This is a genomic window from Planctomicrobium mucosum, assembly GCF_051466335.1.
Lineage (GTDB): Bacteria > Planctomycetota > Planctomycetia > Planctomycetales > Planctomycetaceae > Planctomicrobium.
The window spans coordinates 4,470,001-4,486,341 of the sequence record NZ_CP195793.1 but is presented as its reverse complement, the minus strand read 5'-3'; the positions used below and the strand labels follow the sequence as shown (position 1 = coordinate 4,486,341).

The following is a 16,341-nucleotide window of genomic DNA, read 5'->3' as shown; positions in this document are numbered from 1 at the left end:
CCATCAGGTAACTCACGATTCAGAAACAGTTAAAGGTGTTTTCGTCGTGTCAAGATTGCTAATCATTTAGGCGGTTGCAGTTGACTCATTTCACCGCAAATGAACACCGGCGATGCCTGTCGGCAACGCCAACTGCCGTAGTGGAACTGTGTTATTCTGCATCACCCCTTGTTCGTCAGGTAGATCCCGGTCGTGACTAGCAGAGCGCCGATGAGCAATCCAATCGTCAGTTCATCTCCTCTGAAACAGACCCCCAGCGCAACGCCGATGATCGGCGAAAGAAAGCTGAACACCGAGACCTGCGAAGCTCCATGACGACGCAATAGCGTTGCGTTCGCACCGAAGCAGTATCCGGAGACAATGAAGCCCGCGTAGAGCATCGCAACCCAGGAAACCGGCGTCATGGTTCCGGTAATCCGCTCACCAACCAGTGGGCTCACCGCGAAGAAGATCAGAGCTCCGATAACGTCATGCCATAGGATCAATGTTCCCGGAGCAACACTTCTGACTGCATGTTTTGCATAGAGAGTCTTCACAGCCAGAATGAATCCGCTGGCGGCAAGTACCAGATCACCAGCTAGCGAGGGAGTATCCTGTCCTTGTTGGTCAGGAGTGCTCTGGTTCAACAGCACCCAGCCACACCCAATGCTTGCCATGACCAATCCCACCCATTGGATCGACCGCATCCGAATGGTGCGAAACCATAAGACCTCAACGATCGCAACCCAGAATATATAGGAATTCACCAGAATCGAAGCATGGGATGTCGTGGTCCAATTCGCCCCGACGTTGAATGTTCCGATCTGCAGAAAGAGGAGAATCCCCATGACCCAGGCAGGTTTCCACTGACCGGGCTTTAACCAGACAGGGTCCGCATCCTTCAAGCACCAGACAAACATAAAGACAGCAGCGAGGAGAAATCGAATCCCACCAAGTAACAGCGGCGGGATGACATCCATCGCTAGCTGATTCGAGATCGCGGTGGCTCCCCAGAAGACCGCGGTCAACACAGCAATGAAAATCGACGTTGGCCCCATTGGCTCTGTGCCCGGTTTTGCTTGAGCAGGAGGGGTCTCAACTTCGGCAGCCATGATTTTCAACGTAAGGCAAGGATTCAGCGAACAAAGCGAGCCTCTTTGTTCAAAATGCAAAACACCAACTTATCAAAACGCGTCATGCCATCAGTCAGAGCAGCATCAATCGAGACAATCCGTTGACCGATCCGATTGCCGCCAGGTTCGGTCGAAACCAGAAGCATTTCATGCAATCATGAAAACCGAGCGAGCGCTTCCAAAACCCGGTTCACTTCTTCGCTGGTGTTATAGTGCAGCATTCCGATGCGTAAGGTTCCGTGGGGCTCGAGTCCAACGGAAGTTGTAAAGGGAACCGCATAGTGGTTTCCTCCCCAACAGAAAATCCCGTCCTCACCAAGTCGAGCGGCAAGCTGAGCCGCCGGAATCGACCGATGAGTGAGAGACACTGTCGGTACTCGGGCGTCGAAAGAGGCCGGATCGGTGATGCCCCACACTCTGTACTGGTTCAATTGTGCAATCCCCTTCAGGAACTGCGCACACAACGACTGCTCATGTGCGGTGATTCGATCGAAAGATCGATCAAGCGCACTCCGGCGAGACTCATCTGCAGAATCTCTTCCCAGTCCAGCGAGATAATCGATCGCAGCTCGAACCCCGCTAATTCCCTCATGATTTTGAGTTCCTGTCATCCACTTTTCCGGAACGGTATTCGGGGAGGGGCGGAGCTTGTCGACCTGTAGATTTTCGAGTAATTCGCGGCGGCCCCACAGAATTCCAACGTGGGGACCGAAGAACTTGTAGGCACTGCAAACCAGAAAATCACAGTGCAGATTCTGTACGTTCAACCGTCGATGCGGCGCCATGTGCACTGCGTCCACAAAAGTCGTCGCGCCGACTGCTCGAGCAGCTTGAAACATCTCCGCCACTGGATTGACTGTTCCGGTGGAATTCGCTGCCAGGCCAATCGCGACGAGTCGCGTCCGTTCCCCAAGCAATGAGTGGAAATGATCGAGATCCAAAGTGCAGTCTTCTGGACGCACCTGAATCGTTCGCACTTTCACACCGGACCGCTCGGCAGCAATTTTCCAGGGGGTGAAATTCGCATCGTGATCTAACCCACTGACGATAATCTCGTCGCATGGACTCCAAGTCCTCCCGAGCGTCCGACTCAGATTCAGCGTGATTGTGGTCATGTTTGGACCAAAGACAATTTCATCCGGGTCCGAACACTGCACGAAATCACTCACCGCTTCTCTGGCCGCGACGATCGCTGCATCGCCCTCCATACTCGTCGCGAACGGTCCGTGACAGTTCGCGTTGTGATAACGCAACGCCTCTGCGATCGCATCGATCACCGATTCGGGAACCTGACTTCCAGCCGGGCCGTCGAAGAAGACTGCCGGATCTCCATTGACGGTTCGTCGCAACCCGACAAATTGATCCCGAATCGCTGAAAAATCGAACATGGCAGAGCTTCTAATCGTGCTGAACCGCGCGTGGCGGACAGACAAAAGTGAGCATTTCAAGTGAGAGGCATTTTAGATGGAGCGCCCGGCTCCTCCCAAACGTACCTCGGAACAGCGTAGCCTGGCAAACGACTTCTCAATGCAGCGATCAATTCCCGACCAGTTTCGACAGGAACTTCGAAATGAGCTGCCCCCTGAACCCGATCGAGCTGATGCAGATAGTACGGAATCACCCCTAGGTCGACAGATCTCTCGCAGAGTTCAGCCAAGGCATCCACATGATCATTGACGCCCTTCAACAGAACAGCCTGATTCAAGACCGTCATCCCGGACTGAACCATGGATTGCAACGCGATCGCACAATCCTGTTCTAATTCACGTGCATGGTTTGCATGCACGACAAAGATCGTGCGCAGGCGGGTCGACGTCAGTAGCGCGATGAGTTCGGGGGTCATTCGCTCTGGCAGAACGATCGGGAGTCGGGAATGGATTCGCAGACGGCGCAAGTGTGGAATGTCAGCCAACGCCTCGATCAATTGTTTCAGTCGTCGATCGGACAGGATGAGAGGATCTCCACCGCTCAACAGAATTTCGTGGAGAGACTCATCGTCACGAATGACGTTCAGGGCTTGCTGCCAACTCTCCCAGGAATGCGGTTCCTGATCGTATGGGAAGTGGCGCCGAAAACAGTATCGGCAATGAATCGCACAGGAACCATGAGCAATCAGCAGGGCCCGCCCATGATATTTATGCAGCAGTCCGGGAGCCGCTCTCGACGCATCGTCCCCCACGGGATCATGGTCGAATCCAATGACTTGCTGATTCTCCACAGCCATTGGAAGGACTTGCATCAGCAACGGATCATGAAAGTTTCCCTTCTCCATTCGTTGCTGGTAGCTCTCTGGGACGAGTAGTGGAAACTCGCTTTCGGCATCAAGAAACTCAGGGAGTACTTCGGACGAGAGGCCGAGTGATTCCAGCAGTGTCGGGAGATCGCGAATCGCATTCGCAAGACTCTTCTGCCAGTCTCGATTCCTCCCGGGGACCATCCCGGAGAAGTCGCCACGAGTCACGTCGTCCACACTGACAGTCCCATTCATTTCGACCGAACTCTACGTAACACAGAACCCGAAAAATACTTACAGAAATTACCCCCCAAGACAATTTGCTCAAGGCAATGTCTGGCGAGAGTTCGGACAATCGCAAAAGCAGCAACAATCCGGAGGGCTTTCCACTCTCGCTTCCATGACAAGAAGTATGCGATTTCAGGCTAAGATTTCCCGCGCCCGATGCATTTGCTATTCTCCTCCTGCTATTCCGGCTTACAAAGAGTGAGTTCGGCCGGAATCGGAGTGTAACACGAACTCTCGCTGCGTCGCAGCGATTCAGTCAACTTAGCGACTCGTTGGAAAAAGACCAATGCCACAGATCAACGCGGGAGAATTTAAGAAAGGGATTAAAGTCGTCCATGAGGGGTCCCCTTATGAAATGATTGAAATCCATTTCGTGAAGCCCGGTAAGGGCCAGGCTCTCTACAAAACCCGCATTCGAAACTTGCTGACTGGCGTCAGCCTCGACATCACTTATCGAAGTGGTGATTCGCTGGAAGCTGCCGACATTCGCAATTCCGATGGCATGTATTCCTATTTTGATGGCGAGAGCTACGTGTTCATGGACAACGAAAGCTTCGAGCAGGTGACTCTTTCCAAGAGCGTCTGTGCTGATCAGATGAAGTACATCAAAGAAGGTGAGCCAACTGGCCTGATGTACTGGAATGATCAGCTCATCGGTGTTACTCCTCCGACTCACGTCATCCTCGAAATCACTTACACCGAGCCAGCGATGAAGGGGAATACTGCCACAAACGTTCAGAAGCCTGCGACCGTTGAAACAGGCGCTGAAGTGATGGTCCCAGGGTTCATCAAAGAAGGCGAAAAGATTCGTATCGCAGCTGAAACCGGCGAATACCTCGGCCGAGCGTAATTGCCCAACTCGCGTCTGACGACGCGACGACAGTCAATCTGAAAAATCGTGTGCGTCGGCTAGTCATTTCCCTTGGAAACAAGAGCATTGATTGGCCGACGCTGTGTTTTACCGCAACACTTCTCAATCTCGCCGCTCCTCAGACACGTGGATTCACAACGATGGATGAGACTTTTCGCGGCCAATAGTCCCATTTCTTGGCAACTTATCCATGATGATGGAAATGGCCCGAGCGATTTCTCGAATCCCCTTGGAGTAGCGTTTCTCGCGTTGCGATTTGAGCGATAAATCAAGGGTCTGCTGATACTCTTCCCAATTGACGCCCCACCGATCTTCCTGCGCCGCCCGCTGAAGGTCTCCGCTGGTCTTCAGCAAGAGTTCGAGCAGTGCTTTCGACGACAGTCCGACAGCAGTCCGATGGGGTCTTGAATGATGAGTAAAAGAAGCGTCCAGAAGCATCTGACTTCGGATTTTCTTCTGCCGGCGGACGAGGGCGATACTCAGCCCGGCCAGGGCGATGAGCGACACCATGATGAGAAACGCCCCTTGCACGTCGTGTCCCATCCACGACATCCCGATCCCGGTCACTCCCCCTAACGCTGTGAGCCAATAGCCGATCAACCAGGACCATCCGAGTGCCAATGGATTTTCGAACGCCCTCTCAGGGGAAATTGGGACAACGTTGGCCGGCAACGCTCCTACGCGTGCAATTACGACCGTCGAGTTATCAGGCCCACCGCGACTATTCGCGAGATTGATTAGTAATTTCGACGCCTGATGCGGAGGGAGTTCTCTAAGAATCGCTCCCAATTCTGGATCGGAAATCTGATTGGAAACCCCATCCGAGCAAAGCAGGTACGTATCTTCGGGATAAACTGGAAAAGGACCTTCAATATCGACATCGACCGACTTCTCTGGTCCCAAAGATCGAGTAATCACGTTCCGATGCTGGTGGGCATTGATGAAGCCATCAAGATGACCATGCTGACGTTCCAGCTCCCATTCCAGACTGTGGTCAAACGTCAGCTGGTCAATTCGGTCCCGACGGACACGGTAAAGTCGACTGTCACCAACGTGCCCAGCGATTGCCCCCTGAGATGTGAGGGCTAAAACAGAGCAGGTCGTCCCCATATGTAGAAAATCCACATTCTGGGTGCCTCGCTCATAAATCGCCGCGTTGGCCGCGGTGATCGCCTCTCGAAGCAGCTTACAGGGATCGGTTTCTGTCGACTTCAGAAAGACGTGCGGGACGGTCTCAACGGCAATTTGACTGGCAAGCTCACCGACGGCATGTCCTCCCATTCCATCTGCGACCATCAGTAAGTGTCCAGAGCGCCGCCACTCGGACTCGTCACTACAAACATGAACGTAGTGCGAATCTTCGTTGTTCTGTCTACGCAAACCAATATCGGTTTCGGCGCCACACTGGACGGACTGCTCCCAATACACGTTGGTCCTGTCTTGGAATGTGATGTGATCAATGCACCGAGAGCGCCTGCATGAACAGGTGTTCTTTGGCGAAGAATGTCTCAATCAATGACTTTATTGGAACAAAACTGCAATGTTGCCGCCAGCCCTCTCAATTCCTCGACCTTGCAATTCGGCAGAGAATGCAATCGCAACTCGTGATTTACCCCAAGTCAAATTCCATTGCTCAGAGTGAATCGGACGAGTGGCGAAACTGGGCATCCAGCGCCAGTAAACGGTGTTGCAACGCAAACCAAGTTTCTTCAACACCGCTACCGCTTTCGAATACCGTACAAACCGGGCTTCCGGCTTGGTTTTCGTAACCCGGTGCCGGCAGGTCAGCAATCTCAGGAAACCTGAAAACCTGCACAGACCCGGGCTCCGCGAGTTCGGTATTGGACGTGAAAGGAGTCGGGCTGTAGTACACGGCCTTCCCTACGAAATCAGCGTTGATTGCCTCGTTCCACTCAGCATCTGGAAATTCGGCTTCCGTGAAGCAACGACAGTGCTCGAGGAAAAGTGGAAGACCGGTGGCATGCTCCAGCAGCTCGAAGGATGCTGGATATCTGGGGTTCACTTCTGTTACCCAAGCGTCTCCGTTCGCGTCGAGTATCAGATCGACTCCGAACACCCCCAACATCCCCAGCTTCCACTTCAGGATATTCCCGAAACGCCGAATGTTGGTCTCGAGGGAGATCGTTAATGAGATGGGCCCGATATTCCCGCACCACTGAAACGGCTGTGCATGGCAGGCCTTTTCACCGATGATCTGCTGCGTCATTCCGACGAACCGAACGTCACAAACCGGAGCCGGAGCAACGAATACGGCGGAGAAGGGGACTCCATCAATGAATTTCTGGAACAAATGCTGGGCTGCCAGCGTCGGTGAATTTGCAGCAGCTTCATTCCAAACGCAAATTCCTGATCCCCCAGCGCTCTGAATTGGTTTCAGGAGCCAGGTTCCATCCATTGGGGGCGGGTCACTAGAGGCTCGCCACTCCGGAAAACCGACTCGAGCCAGACGGGCAGCGTCGGCGAGAACTGCCGCATCCCTAACGCGCGCCACTGCGTCTTTGCGATTTCCCCAGAGTTCGAAATTCTCGTCAAGATAATCGAGAATGTCCGCTCGATTCTCGATCCCTCCGGTGTACACCACGGGAAGTCGAGGCATTGTCTTCAGGATCGGAATCAATCCATCTGGATAATCCGGAATGACTTGGCCCGGCACTCGGGCAGCGAGATCAGCGTCGCCAAAAGCATCGAGACAATAGGGTCGTAGCCCTGCACGCAATGCGGAAAACGCTGCAGCTCGCGTACTCGCTCCGACAATAATCAGGTCACATTCGCTCACTGCCTTCGCATTCACGCCGATCATCCATTCAATATTGCAGCTAATTCCGGAAGCATGTCAAAAGCTCAGCCCTGCTTCAGTGTTCTAACGCAGAATGCAGCCCTGAATTGACTCTCTATTTCGTCGTGCCGAGACGAACGACAGCCCCCATGACAGCGACTTCGGAAACGGCTCAGCATGACTTCCTGAAGCATAATCACACAATCGGGCAGTGACGACTGGCAACGATAGACAGGAAGGGGCGATTAAAAAATGGCTCCAACCTGTTCGCTTTATGCAAATAGGAGCGGCACGATGCGACATGACATCAGAATTCGACCATCAAATTCTGCTCGATCGGCTCGCATCTCGTCCTGAAGCACGACGACACGGATAGGTAACCGCAGTCGGACCGTTCCCATCTTCTGCCGAGGTTCTCGATTCATCAAGTACGAGTTATCTCAAACCTGTAGCAATCTGGCGATACGCAAGTCGTGGTGCCGCTGGATTGGGGCTGAATCGACAGGGACGTCTTGCGAGGTCGGAACGCCGTCGGTATTGCAGAGAGTTGGAAAAACAGGCGGATACGGGGGTGATTTGGGAAGCGCAGTCGTGAAAATGGCGTGCTTCTTGAGAGAATTCATCACAGACGATTCGCTTTAGTCTTAAAAATTTCACAGCAAGCATTGTGGGTCGCGAAATCAGCAGCCTTTACGCCGTTTAAACACACAGATGTTGATGCGAAATGATGCCAATCGAGCTGTCTTCGCGGAAATATATCCCGGAAATCGGCACTGGGGGCGTTAAGGTCGTTGTAAACGGTACATGTGGGCCAGGGAGAGGCGGCGAGGCGATTTTTCGAAGCGAGAGACTGCACTTCCGCCGCTAGAACGCCGAAATCTTTGGGCAGGTGGACCCAAACAAATCGTGGTGACTAGCGAGCTTCAAAAAAAACTGTGATCTAAAAAGACCAGTGAAGACGAAGTCGCAATACTCAACCCCCGGGAAGAAGTCGAGGAGATTCAAGATGAAATTGACAACCCTGTGCGCTGCTTTGTTGATGGCTGCTGCTTCTGTGAACGTTGCTAGTGCCGGACTGTTCCGTCACCATGGCGGCACATGTGCAGCACCAGCTGCAACATGCTGTGCACCAGCTGCTGCTTGTGCAGCTCCAGCCGGCCCAACTTGCGGTGCTCCATGTGCCGAAGCTTGTGCTCCAGCTGCAGTTGCTCCAGCTTGTGCAGCTCCATGTGCACCAGCAGCAGTTGCTCCAGCTTGTGCAGCACCATGTGCTCCAGCTGCAGTTGCTCCAGCTTGTGCAGCTCCATGTGCACCAGCAGCTGCTCCAGCTTGCTGTGCTCCAGCTCCATCAGATTGCTGTGCTCCAGTTGCCAAGGGCTGCCGCGTTAAGCACAAGCTCGCTGGCTGGTTCCATGGCCTGAAAGCACGTCACGCTCACAAGTGCGATAACTACTGCGACAGCGGATGCGAAGTGGCTGCATGTGCACCATCTTGCGGTGCTCCAGCAGCATGTGCTCCAAGCTGCGGCGTTCCAGCCGGTGCTTGCAACTAATTGAAGATGAGTGACCCCGAAAACGATCAGTTATCCCCAACTGAAACGTAACGGAATCATTCAAAAAAACTTGAACGCCGGACTCAATGAGTTCGGCGTTCATTTTTTGTTTTACGGGACCTGCTTGGCAGAGTTCGTCGGAAGTTGCAACACTGTGCCTGCAATGTGCTTAACAAGGGCGTTTCCCCAATTCCGCTGAACCCTATTTTCGCAACGAGTGAAGAGTATGCGTTCGAACCCCATCCTTCCCTGGTTGCGTCTCTGTCGATTGCCGACTGTCTTCACCGCATTAGCCGATATTTTCGCTGGCTTCTTGCTGACACGACAGGAATGGCAGCCCACTTGGCAGTTCGGATGTTTGCTGGGAGCGAGTGCCGGTCTTTATCTCGCTGGGATGGTTTTCAATGACGTCTTCGATCTTCATAAGGATCGAAGCGAGCGACCAAATCGTCCCATTCCATCTGGCGCGATTTCCCGGACCGCAGCGATGGGCGTCGGTAGTTTTCTGATGATCGCTGGGCTGATCTGTGCTGGCGTGGTGGGGATTCCGAGTCTGCTGATCGCGGTTCTGACTGCAGTCGCCGTCTTGGCTTATGATGGCGGTCTGAAGAAAACTCCAATCGGACCCGTTTCGATGGGGACCTGCCGCTTTTTCAATATTCTTCTGGGAGCAAGCAGTGCCGCCCCGGACCTGCCATCACTTTGGGCGATGCCTCAGCTTTGGGTGGCAATTTCCATGGGAATCTACATCACGGGAGTCACGTGGTTTGCTCGCACAGAGGCCAGGGTGAGCAATCGAGGTTCCCTGATCGGGGCGCTCGTTGTTTTGAATGTCGGCCTCGTTTTGCTTGCGGTGTGGATGCTCGAAATCCCTAAAGGATGGGGTTGGGACATGGGGCCCGTTGGGACGGAAGACAATTTTCCTGTCCTGGTCTTGTGGACCGCGATCGCGTTTTCGCTGAACCGCAGAGCAATCACCGCGATCTCGGATCCGAGGCCGGGAGTCGTTCAACCAGCGATCGGCTCCATGTTGCTCTCCGTGATTACGATTGATGCAATGGTCATCTTTTACCGGATGGGGCAGGTCGGGGTTCCGTATGTCCTCGCGACGTTGGCGTTGATTATTCCTGCGATTCTGTTGCGTCGAGTCATCTCGATGACGTAGGGACGCCTCTGGATGTCACGCACGAAATGATGGATTGCAGTGTGATTCCGCGTCCCGGAGATAAATCGTTGAACATTCGCCCATAGACGAAGAAAGCCGCATCAATCTCGTGGTGACGCGGCTTTTGTAGATTGGGTAATGGAGAGTTTACGAGTCGCTGTCGCGGCCCCAAAGGCATTCTGCAATCCAGTCGAGATCGCTCTGCTGCGTCTTTCTCGCGGCATCCGGGGTGGCTGCCCCAGCCGAATTCAGGGCACTTACGACAATCAGCCGCATGACGCTCGACAGTGGCATTCCCGTCTTTTGCGACAGAGCCCGTGCGATCATAGGATGACTGCGGTTCAGAATCACTTCGTTTTCTGAAGGAGCGTCGCTCTTGAAATGGGAGTCGATCAGACGTTGGAATCCGCGAGGAATGTCACCCCGTTGTTTCATTTCATCGAACGAGCGGACAAGCTCGTAGCGTTCATTGAGAAACGCCATGACTGGCTGATCTCGTCGAAATGAACCGGTCAAGATTTTCGCATCCAGATCTTTGAAAAACTCTTTCCATTGTGGATCAACTTCTTCTAGATCGCGAACATTGAGAATGGTCGTCGCGAATCCTGGAGTGCTCGGGGTAGCAATCCGCAAATCCGTGTGTGTTCCACTGGCGTTATCATCGGCGGCGCATTGTGCGAGAAGTGATTCTTCGAAGCTTCTGAATGTATGCACGCATGGAGTGCGATGCTCGCTGAATAACGAGTTGATCCATCGCTCCTGGCGGCGGTCGGTGTTGTACCAGACGACCCGTTCCGCCTCCTCTTCATACAGCGGATCGGATTCCGATTTGTCGAGGATTTCATCGATTGTGAGCGGACCGTGAGAAGTCGGAATCCGGTATGACCCCCGCAGAAGATTTCGCAATCTTCCATTGTCGAGTGCAGCTCCCGCGAAGGAGTATCGGTGCCAATTGACGACCGCTTCCATCCGGCTGGGATCCCTCTCGGCGAGGTCCTCAAAATGTTGATAGATGAGTTCTTCCAGGTTGGCTTTGACATGTTCGAAGTAGTCGTCGCGAACGATGTCTTCCCGGCTTGTTGTCGGCGAGCAGTGGTGAAGTTCCAGGCAGCCTCGCAGAAAGGTCGCCCAAGGTGGCAACAGATTCTGAATCGTGCGGGAAATCACCATTCGACGCACTGTGACCATCACCGTCGACTGGTTTGAAAATCCGGGAACCCGTTGCGGGGTCACATAGAGTGCTCCGGCGATGGAGACTGGCTTTTCAACCCGAATTGGAATGATGTCGATAGGGGCTTCGTCGAAGTAGTTCTGCAGTTCCAGTTCGGTCGCTTCACGGTCTTGAGATGGCTCAAACCAGGCGGCGTGAATGACGTTTACCCGCTTGGGAACATCATTAAGAAAGATGGGAATTGGGAGGAAGTCTGCGTATTCGCGAATCGCTTTTTCGACTGCTTCCGGCTTCCGTGCGAGAAATTGAAATTCCGATTTCAGGACAAGCGTGATGGTCGTCCCGAGTGTTTCTCTCGGTATTTCCGAGATGTAGATCTCTGTTCCCTGTCCAGTTTCCCAACGAACTCCCGTCTTGGCGTGTTCGTTCCGGCTCTCGACAATCAATCCGTCAGCAAGCATGAACGCGCTGAAGAGGCCAACTCCAAATTGACCGATGAGATCGCCACGGTCTCCCAATCCACCGGCGGACTCTGGAACAGGTTCTGATCGTTTGATCATCCCTGTAATGCCAGCTCCGACTGTTCCCAAATAGTTTTCCGCGTCTTCAGGTGTCAGGCCGATGCCATCATCGGTAAAGGAGAGCGTGCCGAGTTCAGCATTTTGGCGAACGTGGATGCGTCCCCGGAACTCTAGGTCGGATCGGCGGCGACGCATGATGGCGTCATGCGCATTCTGAAGTAATTCACGGATCGGAGTGTCGGGACGGCTATAGAGCGAGCCGCCCATGATGTCGATGACTCCCGCGATATCGACTTGAAATGAAATCTTTCGCTGTGAATTCGACATGAATGCTCCGATGGTCACAGCTCAACGCATAAGGGGCTGTGGAATTGATTGGCCTGCGTTGGAATTTGTGTCGACAACTTCAGGTGAAATCGATCAGATGTATGAAACTTTTGTCGTGTTTGGAACCCTAAATCAGTTTCCGAAATGTTTGATCCGAGGTTTTTGTTGCCAGAAAACGTTTGCGCCAACGGGTTCGGGAATGAATTTCGACATTGATTGCGACCGAGTTTCATGGCGAATGGGGGACTGATTCCAGTCAACATTCGACAGGTCGTTCAGATAAAGTCCGAATCTAGGGAGATGGATTTTTGCTTGATTTTTCGATGCGCGGAGCTGAGGTAAAGCGCCTGGCTGCTGATTCTCGCAGGGATGTCGACGGAAACTGGAAGCGATGGGGGACTTATCTCGCAGATCGTCAGTGGGGGACAGTTCGAGAGGACTATTCACTTGATGGCGAACCTTGGCAGCATTTCACTCATGATCAATCTTCCTGGCGTGCTTATCGCTGGGGGGAAGATGGGATTCTTGGGTGGACCGACCGTCAGTGCCGACTTTGTTTTTCGTTGGCGATGTGGAATGGGAAAGATCCGATTCTGAAAGAGCGTCTTTTCGGGCTGAGTGGTCCTGAAGGGAATCACGGGGAAGACGTTAAAGAGAGCTACTACTTTTTGGATGCCACTCCAACACACTCCTACTGCAAGGGGTTGTACAGATACCCGCAGAACGCGTTTCCATACTCTCAGCTGGTTGAAGTGAATCGCAACCGCGGACGAGAAGAGCAGGAATATGAGCTGACTGACACGGGAATCTTCGATCAGAATGAATTCTTTGACATCACGATCGAGTACGCGAAAGCCTCTCCCGAAGATACGTTGATCCGCATTGTCGTCGCGAATCGCAGTAACAAGGCTGCGCCGATTCACCTGTTGCCGACCTTCTGGTTTCGCAATACCTGGTCTCATACAAACGTTTATGAGGAAGAACTTGGAAGACCGAGCATTACTCAGGTCGACCATGAGACGCTGGTGGCAGAGCATGAAACGCTGGGCCGCATGCAGATCGCAGCGGGCCCCGGTCCACGCGGAGCCAAACCGCGGTGGTTGTTCACCGAAAACGACACCAACATTGGCCGGATGAGTACTCCTGCAATCAAACGCCCCAATTGCAGAGATGCGTTTCATCTGTACTTCATTGAAGGGATGAAGCGGGCGGTAAACTCGCAGCCCAAGGGGACCAAGGCGGCTGCTCACTATTCGCTGAACGTGCCTGCTCACGGACAAGTGGAAATCCGTCTCCGCATGACAGACGAGCAACATGCTCCGCGGGATCCATTCGATTCGAAATTCGATACTACTTTCGAAACCCGGATCGCTGAAGCGGATGCTTATTACGATTTGAAGTTTGGAGCCTCAATCAATTCCGAAGAGCGGAAGATCATGAGGCAGGCGAGCGCTGGATTGTTCTGGTCGAAGCAGTTCTATTTCTATTCGGTCGATGACTGGCTGAAGAATGGACCGAATCGCCCTCCGTACAACGATAAGCAGTCTGCACTTCCACGGAATGGCGACTGGGAACACCTGTTCAATCGCGACATCATCTCGATGCCCGATAAATGGGAGTATCCTTGGTACGCCGCCTGGGATTCTGCGTTTCACATGATTCCATTCTCTCGACTGGACATTGAGTTTGCGAAAGAGCAACTCATCATGTTCCTGCGTGAATGGTATATGCACCCCAACGGGCAGATCCCCGCCTACGAATGGAATTTCAGCGACGTCAATCCTCCGGTCCATGCCTGGGCATGCTGGAGAACATATGAACAAACCGGTCCTCCGGGGCAGCGGGACCGCGTCTTTTTGTCTCGAGTCTTCCAGAAACTGCTATTGAATTTCACATGGTGGGTGAACCGAAAGGACGTGCGCGGACGTCACATCTTCACCGGTGGATTCCTTGGCTTGGATAACATTGGGATTTTCGATCGCTCGAAACCACTCCCTGTCGGAGGACATCTTGAGCAGGCCGATGGAACTGCCTGGATGGCGTTTTTCTGCTCCAGCATGTTGTCGATTGCACTCGAACTCGCCGACGGTAATAAAGCGTACGCAGATACCGCTTACAAATTTTTCGATCACTACATCGCGATCTCAGAAGCGATGAACACGCTGGACGGGACCGGACTCTGGGATGAAAAAGATGGCTTCTATTACGACCATCTCTTCGTCGATTCTCAAAGCATTCCGTTGCGAATCCGTTCGCTCGTCGGGCTGGTCCCTCTCTTCACTGTGGACGTTATTGAAGAGCGAGTTGTTAACCAGCTTCCGGAGTTTCTGGCTCGCGTGAAGTGGATGAAGAAACATCGCAAAGACCTCGGAACGTTCATGACATTCCTCGACCGAAGCGAAGAGGAAGGGGCAGGGAAGGGGATGTGGCTGCTCTCTGTTTCCACTCGCGAGAGGCTGGAGCGAATTCTCGCGTACTTGCTGGATGAAGACGAATTCCTGTCAGATTTTGGAATCCGCTCACTCTCGAAATACCACGAGAAGCATCCATTCACGTTCGACGTCAACGGCGAAACGATGTCCGTGAAATACGTTCCGGGAGAATCGGACAGCGGCATGTTCGGAGGAAACTCCAACTGGCGCGGTCCGATTTGGTTCCCATTCAATTACCTGATCGTTGAATCCCTCGACCGGTATCACCGGTTTTACGGCGATACGTTCAAGGTCGAGTGTCCGACCGGTTCGGGGAATATGATGAACCTGGGAGAAGTGGCCGACGAAATCCGCGTTCGTCTTGCCCGGCTCTTCGTTCCTGACGAGGCGGGCAGTCGTCCCAGCTACTCACGCGGGGAGCGGTTCCATTACGACGCGAATTGGAATGAACAAGTCCTCTTCTACGAGTACTTCCATGGAGATACCGGGCGAGGAATGGGGGGGAGCCACCAGACTGGCTGGACCGCGCTCATCGCTCCAATTCTCGAACATCTGGCTCGACGGCGTACAGCGAGTGAATGATTCTTCTCGGCTCCGAATTGGGCGAAAGAGATTTCGCCCGGTGCTGGATTCGATTGTGAGGCAGCGATCACTCAAGCGAAACGGGTCCGTTCCAAAAGTCATTGGAACGGACCCGTTTTCATTTTTGTTGATCGTCAGAATCACTTACTGATTTGAAGTGCCCTGAGTTCCTTCGGTAGCGGGAAGGTCACGTGCTCGGTACGAGTTGTGATTTCATCAACAACCGCACTGAAGTTGTCTTCGAGAAATTTCAGCACTTCCTGAACGACAATTTCCGGTGCGCTGGCGCCTGCGGTGACCAGCACCGTTGAAATGCCTGTGAACCAGTCGTGCTGGAGTTCGTGAGCTCCATCGATCAGGAATGAAGGACGATTCTCAGAAAGACCGATCTCCATGAGCCTACGGCTGTTAGAGCTGTTCTGGCTGCCGAGAACCAGCAGGAGATCTGCCTGCTGGATGAGTTCACGAACTGCGTGCTGACGGTTCGTGGTTGCGTAGCAGATGTCTTCTTTGGCGGGAGCTGTGATCTGCGGGAACCGTTCGGTCAATCTCTTGATGACCGCTCCTGCCTCTTCAACGCTCAGCGTCGTCTGAGTGAGGTACGCAATCTTGTCCTCCGACGTGAATGTCAGCGTGTCGACATCTTCGGGAGTCTCAACGAGGGTGATGCTCTCAGGAGCTTCTCCCATAGTTCCGATCACTTCATCGTGCCCTTCGTGGCCGATGAGGACGATGTTGTAGCCTCCCTTGGCGTACTTGATCGCTTCAAGGTGGACTTTCGTGACCAACGGACAGGTCGCATCGATTGATCGAAGGTCTCGCGCTCTTGCTGCTGCCCGAATTTCAGGGGAGACACCGTGTGCGCTATAGAGCAGAATCGATCCACGCGGGACTTCGTCGATATGGTCGACGAACTTCACACCCTCTTTTGTGAACCTGTCCACGACGTAGCGGTTATGGACGATTTCGTGGTAGACGTAAATGTCAGGTCCAAATGCCTTGATGCACTCTTCCAGGCAATCGATGGCCATGTTGACTCCCGCGCAGAAACCGCGGGGATTGGCCAGAATTACTTTCATGGAGACCTCGGCAACTGAATTTGCCACTGAAGATCGCGATCGTTGAGGGGGTGTGTTCTGAACACGCGGCAACCCAAACTCAGACCGGAGTGTAGAGTGTGGCTTCACAGGAATTCCAGTTCGGAAACAGGAAAGAGGAGTACATTGACCGCCAGCGACGATGTGAATTGTCAACGTTCAGTGGTATTTACCCACAAAAGGAACTTATTTG

General features: G+C 53.3%; 11 protein-coding genes. 3 read left to right on the top strand and 8 right to left on the bottom strand.

Annotated elements, in window-relative coordinates; translation table 11 throughout:
* Nucleotides 1-161 precede the first annotated feature (161 nt).
* The 3 genes from SH668x_RS17770 to epmB all read right to left on the bottom strand — a co-directional run bounded on the left by SH668x_RS17770 (nt 162) and on the right by epmB (nt 3,600).
* Nucleotides 162-1,091, bottom strand: a complete 930-nt coding sequence (locus SH668x_RS17770) for a DMT family transporter (protein WP_437186403.1) — start codon at nt 1,089-1,091, stop codon at nt 162-164.
* A 176-nt stretch (nt 1,092-1,267) separates the two neighbouring features.
* A complete protein-coding gene (locus tag SH668x_RS17765) occupies nt 1,268-2,500 on the bottom strand; it encodes a cysteine desulfurase-like protein (RefSeq protein WP_437186402.1) in 1,233 nt (410 codons plus the stop codon).
* Between the two features lie 56 nt (nt 2,501-2,556).
* Nucleotides 2,557-3,600, bottom strand: a complete 1,044-nt coding sequence (epmB, locus tag SH668x_RS17760; RefSeq protein WP_437186401.1) for an EF-P beta-lysylation protein EpmB — start codon at nt 3,598-3,600, stop codon at nt 2,557-2,559.
* A gap of 319 nt (nt 3,601-3,919) precedes the next feature.
* Here epmB and efp point away from each other — a divergent pair, with 319 nt between their 5' ends.
* Nucleotides 3,920-4,483 carry an elongation factor P gene (gene efp, locus SH668x_RS17755; RefSeq protein ID WP_437186400.1) on the top strand — a complete coding sequence of 188 codons (564 nt, stop codon included), beginning with the start codon at nt 3,920-3,922 and terminating at the stop codon, nt 4,481-4,483.
* A gap of 153 nt (nt 4,484-4,636) precedes the next feature.
* On the opposite strand, the gene SH668x_RS17750 is transcribed toward efp, so the two are convergent.
* The 3 genes from SH668x_RS17750 to SH668x_RS17740 form a co-directional block, all read right to left on the bottom strand.
* Entirely contained in the window at nt 4,637-5,932 is a 1,296-nt protein-coding gene (locus SH668x_RS17750) for a PP2C family protein-serine/threonine phosphatase (protein ID WP_437186399.1), read from the bottom strand.
* Between the two features lie 205 nt (nt 5,933-6,137).
* Nucleotides 6,138-7,316 (bottom strand): ATP-grasp domain-containing protein, encoded by a 1,179-nt coding sequence (locus SH668x_RS17745; protein ID WP_437186398.1) that lies wholly within the window; start codon nt 7,314-7,316, stop codon nt 6,138-6,140.
* Nucleotides 7,317-8,365: 1,049 nt separating this feature from the next.
* Nucleotides 8,366-8,650, bottom strand: a complete 285-nt coding sequence (locus SH668x_RS17740) for a hypothetical protein (protein ID WP_437186397.1) — start codon at nt 8,648-8,650, stop codon at nt 8,366-8,368.
* Between the two features lie 429 nt (nt 8,651-9,079).
* Between SH668x_RS17740 and SH668x_RS17735 the strand changes: the two genes are divergently transcribed.
* Nucleotides 9,080-10,018 carry a UbiA family prenyltransferase gene (locus tag SH668x_RS17735; RefSeq protein ID WP_437186396.1) on the top strand — a complete coding sequence of 313 codons (939 nt, stop codon included), beginning with the start codon at nt 9,080-9,082 and terminating at the stop codon, nt 10,016-10,018.
* Nucleotides 10,019-10,165: 147 nt separating this feature from the next.
* Here SH668x_RS17735 and SH668x_RS17730 read toward each other — a convergent pair whose 3' ends face one another.
* Complete coding sequence (locus tag SH668x_RS17730; protein ID WP_437186395.1) at nt 10,166-12,037, bottom strand: hypothetical protein; 1,872 nt, start codon at nt 12,035-12,037, stop codon at nt 10,166-10,168.
* A 323-nt stretch (nt 12,038-12,360) separates the two neighbouring features.
* Between SH668x_RS17730 and SH668x_RS17725 the strand changes: the two genes are divergently transcribed.
* Nucleotides 12,361-15,051 carry an MGH1-like glycoside hydrolase domain-containing protein gene (locus tag SH668x_RS17725; protein ID WP_437186394.1) on the top strand — a complete coding sequence of 897 codons (2,691 nt, stop codon included), beginning with the start codon at nt 12,361-12,363 and terminating at the stop codon, nt 15,049-15,051.
* Between the two features lie 140 nt (nt 15,052-15,191).
* On the opposite strand, the gene ispH is transcribed toward SH668x_RS17725, so the two are convergent.
* On the bottom strand, nt 15,192-16,130 hold the full coding sequence (gene ispH, locus SH668x_RS17720) for a 4-hydroxy-3-methylbut-2-enyl diphosphate reductase (RefSeq protein WP_437186393.1): 939 nt from the start codon (nt 16,128-16,130) through the stop codon (nt 15,192-15,194).
* Nucleotides 16,131-16,341 lie beyond the last annotated feature (211 nt).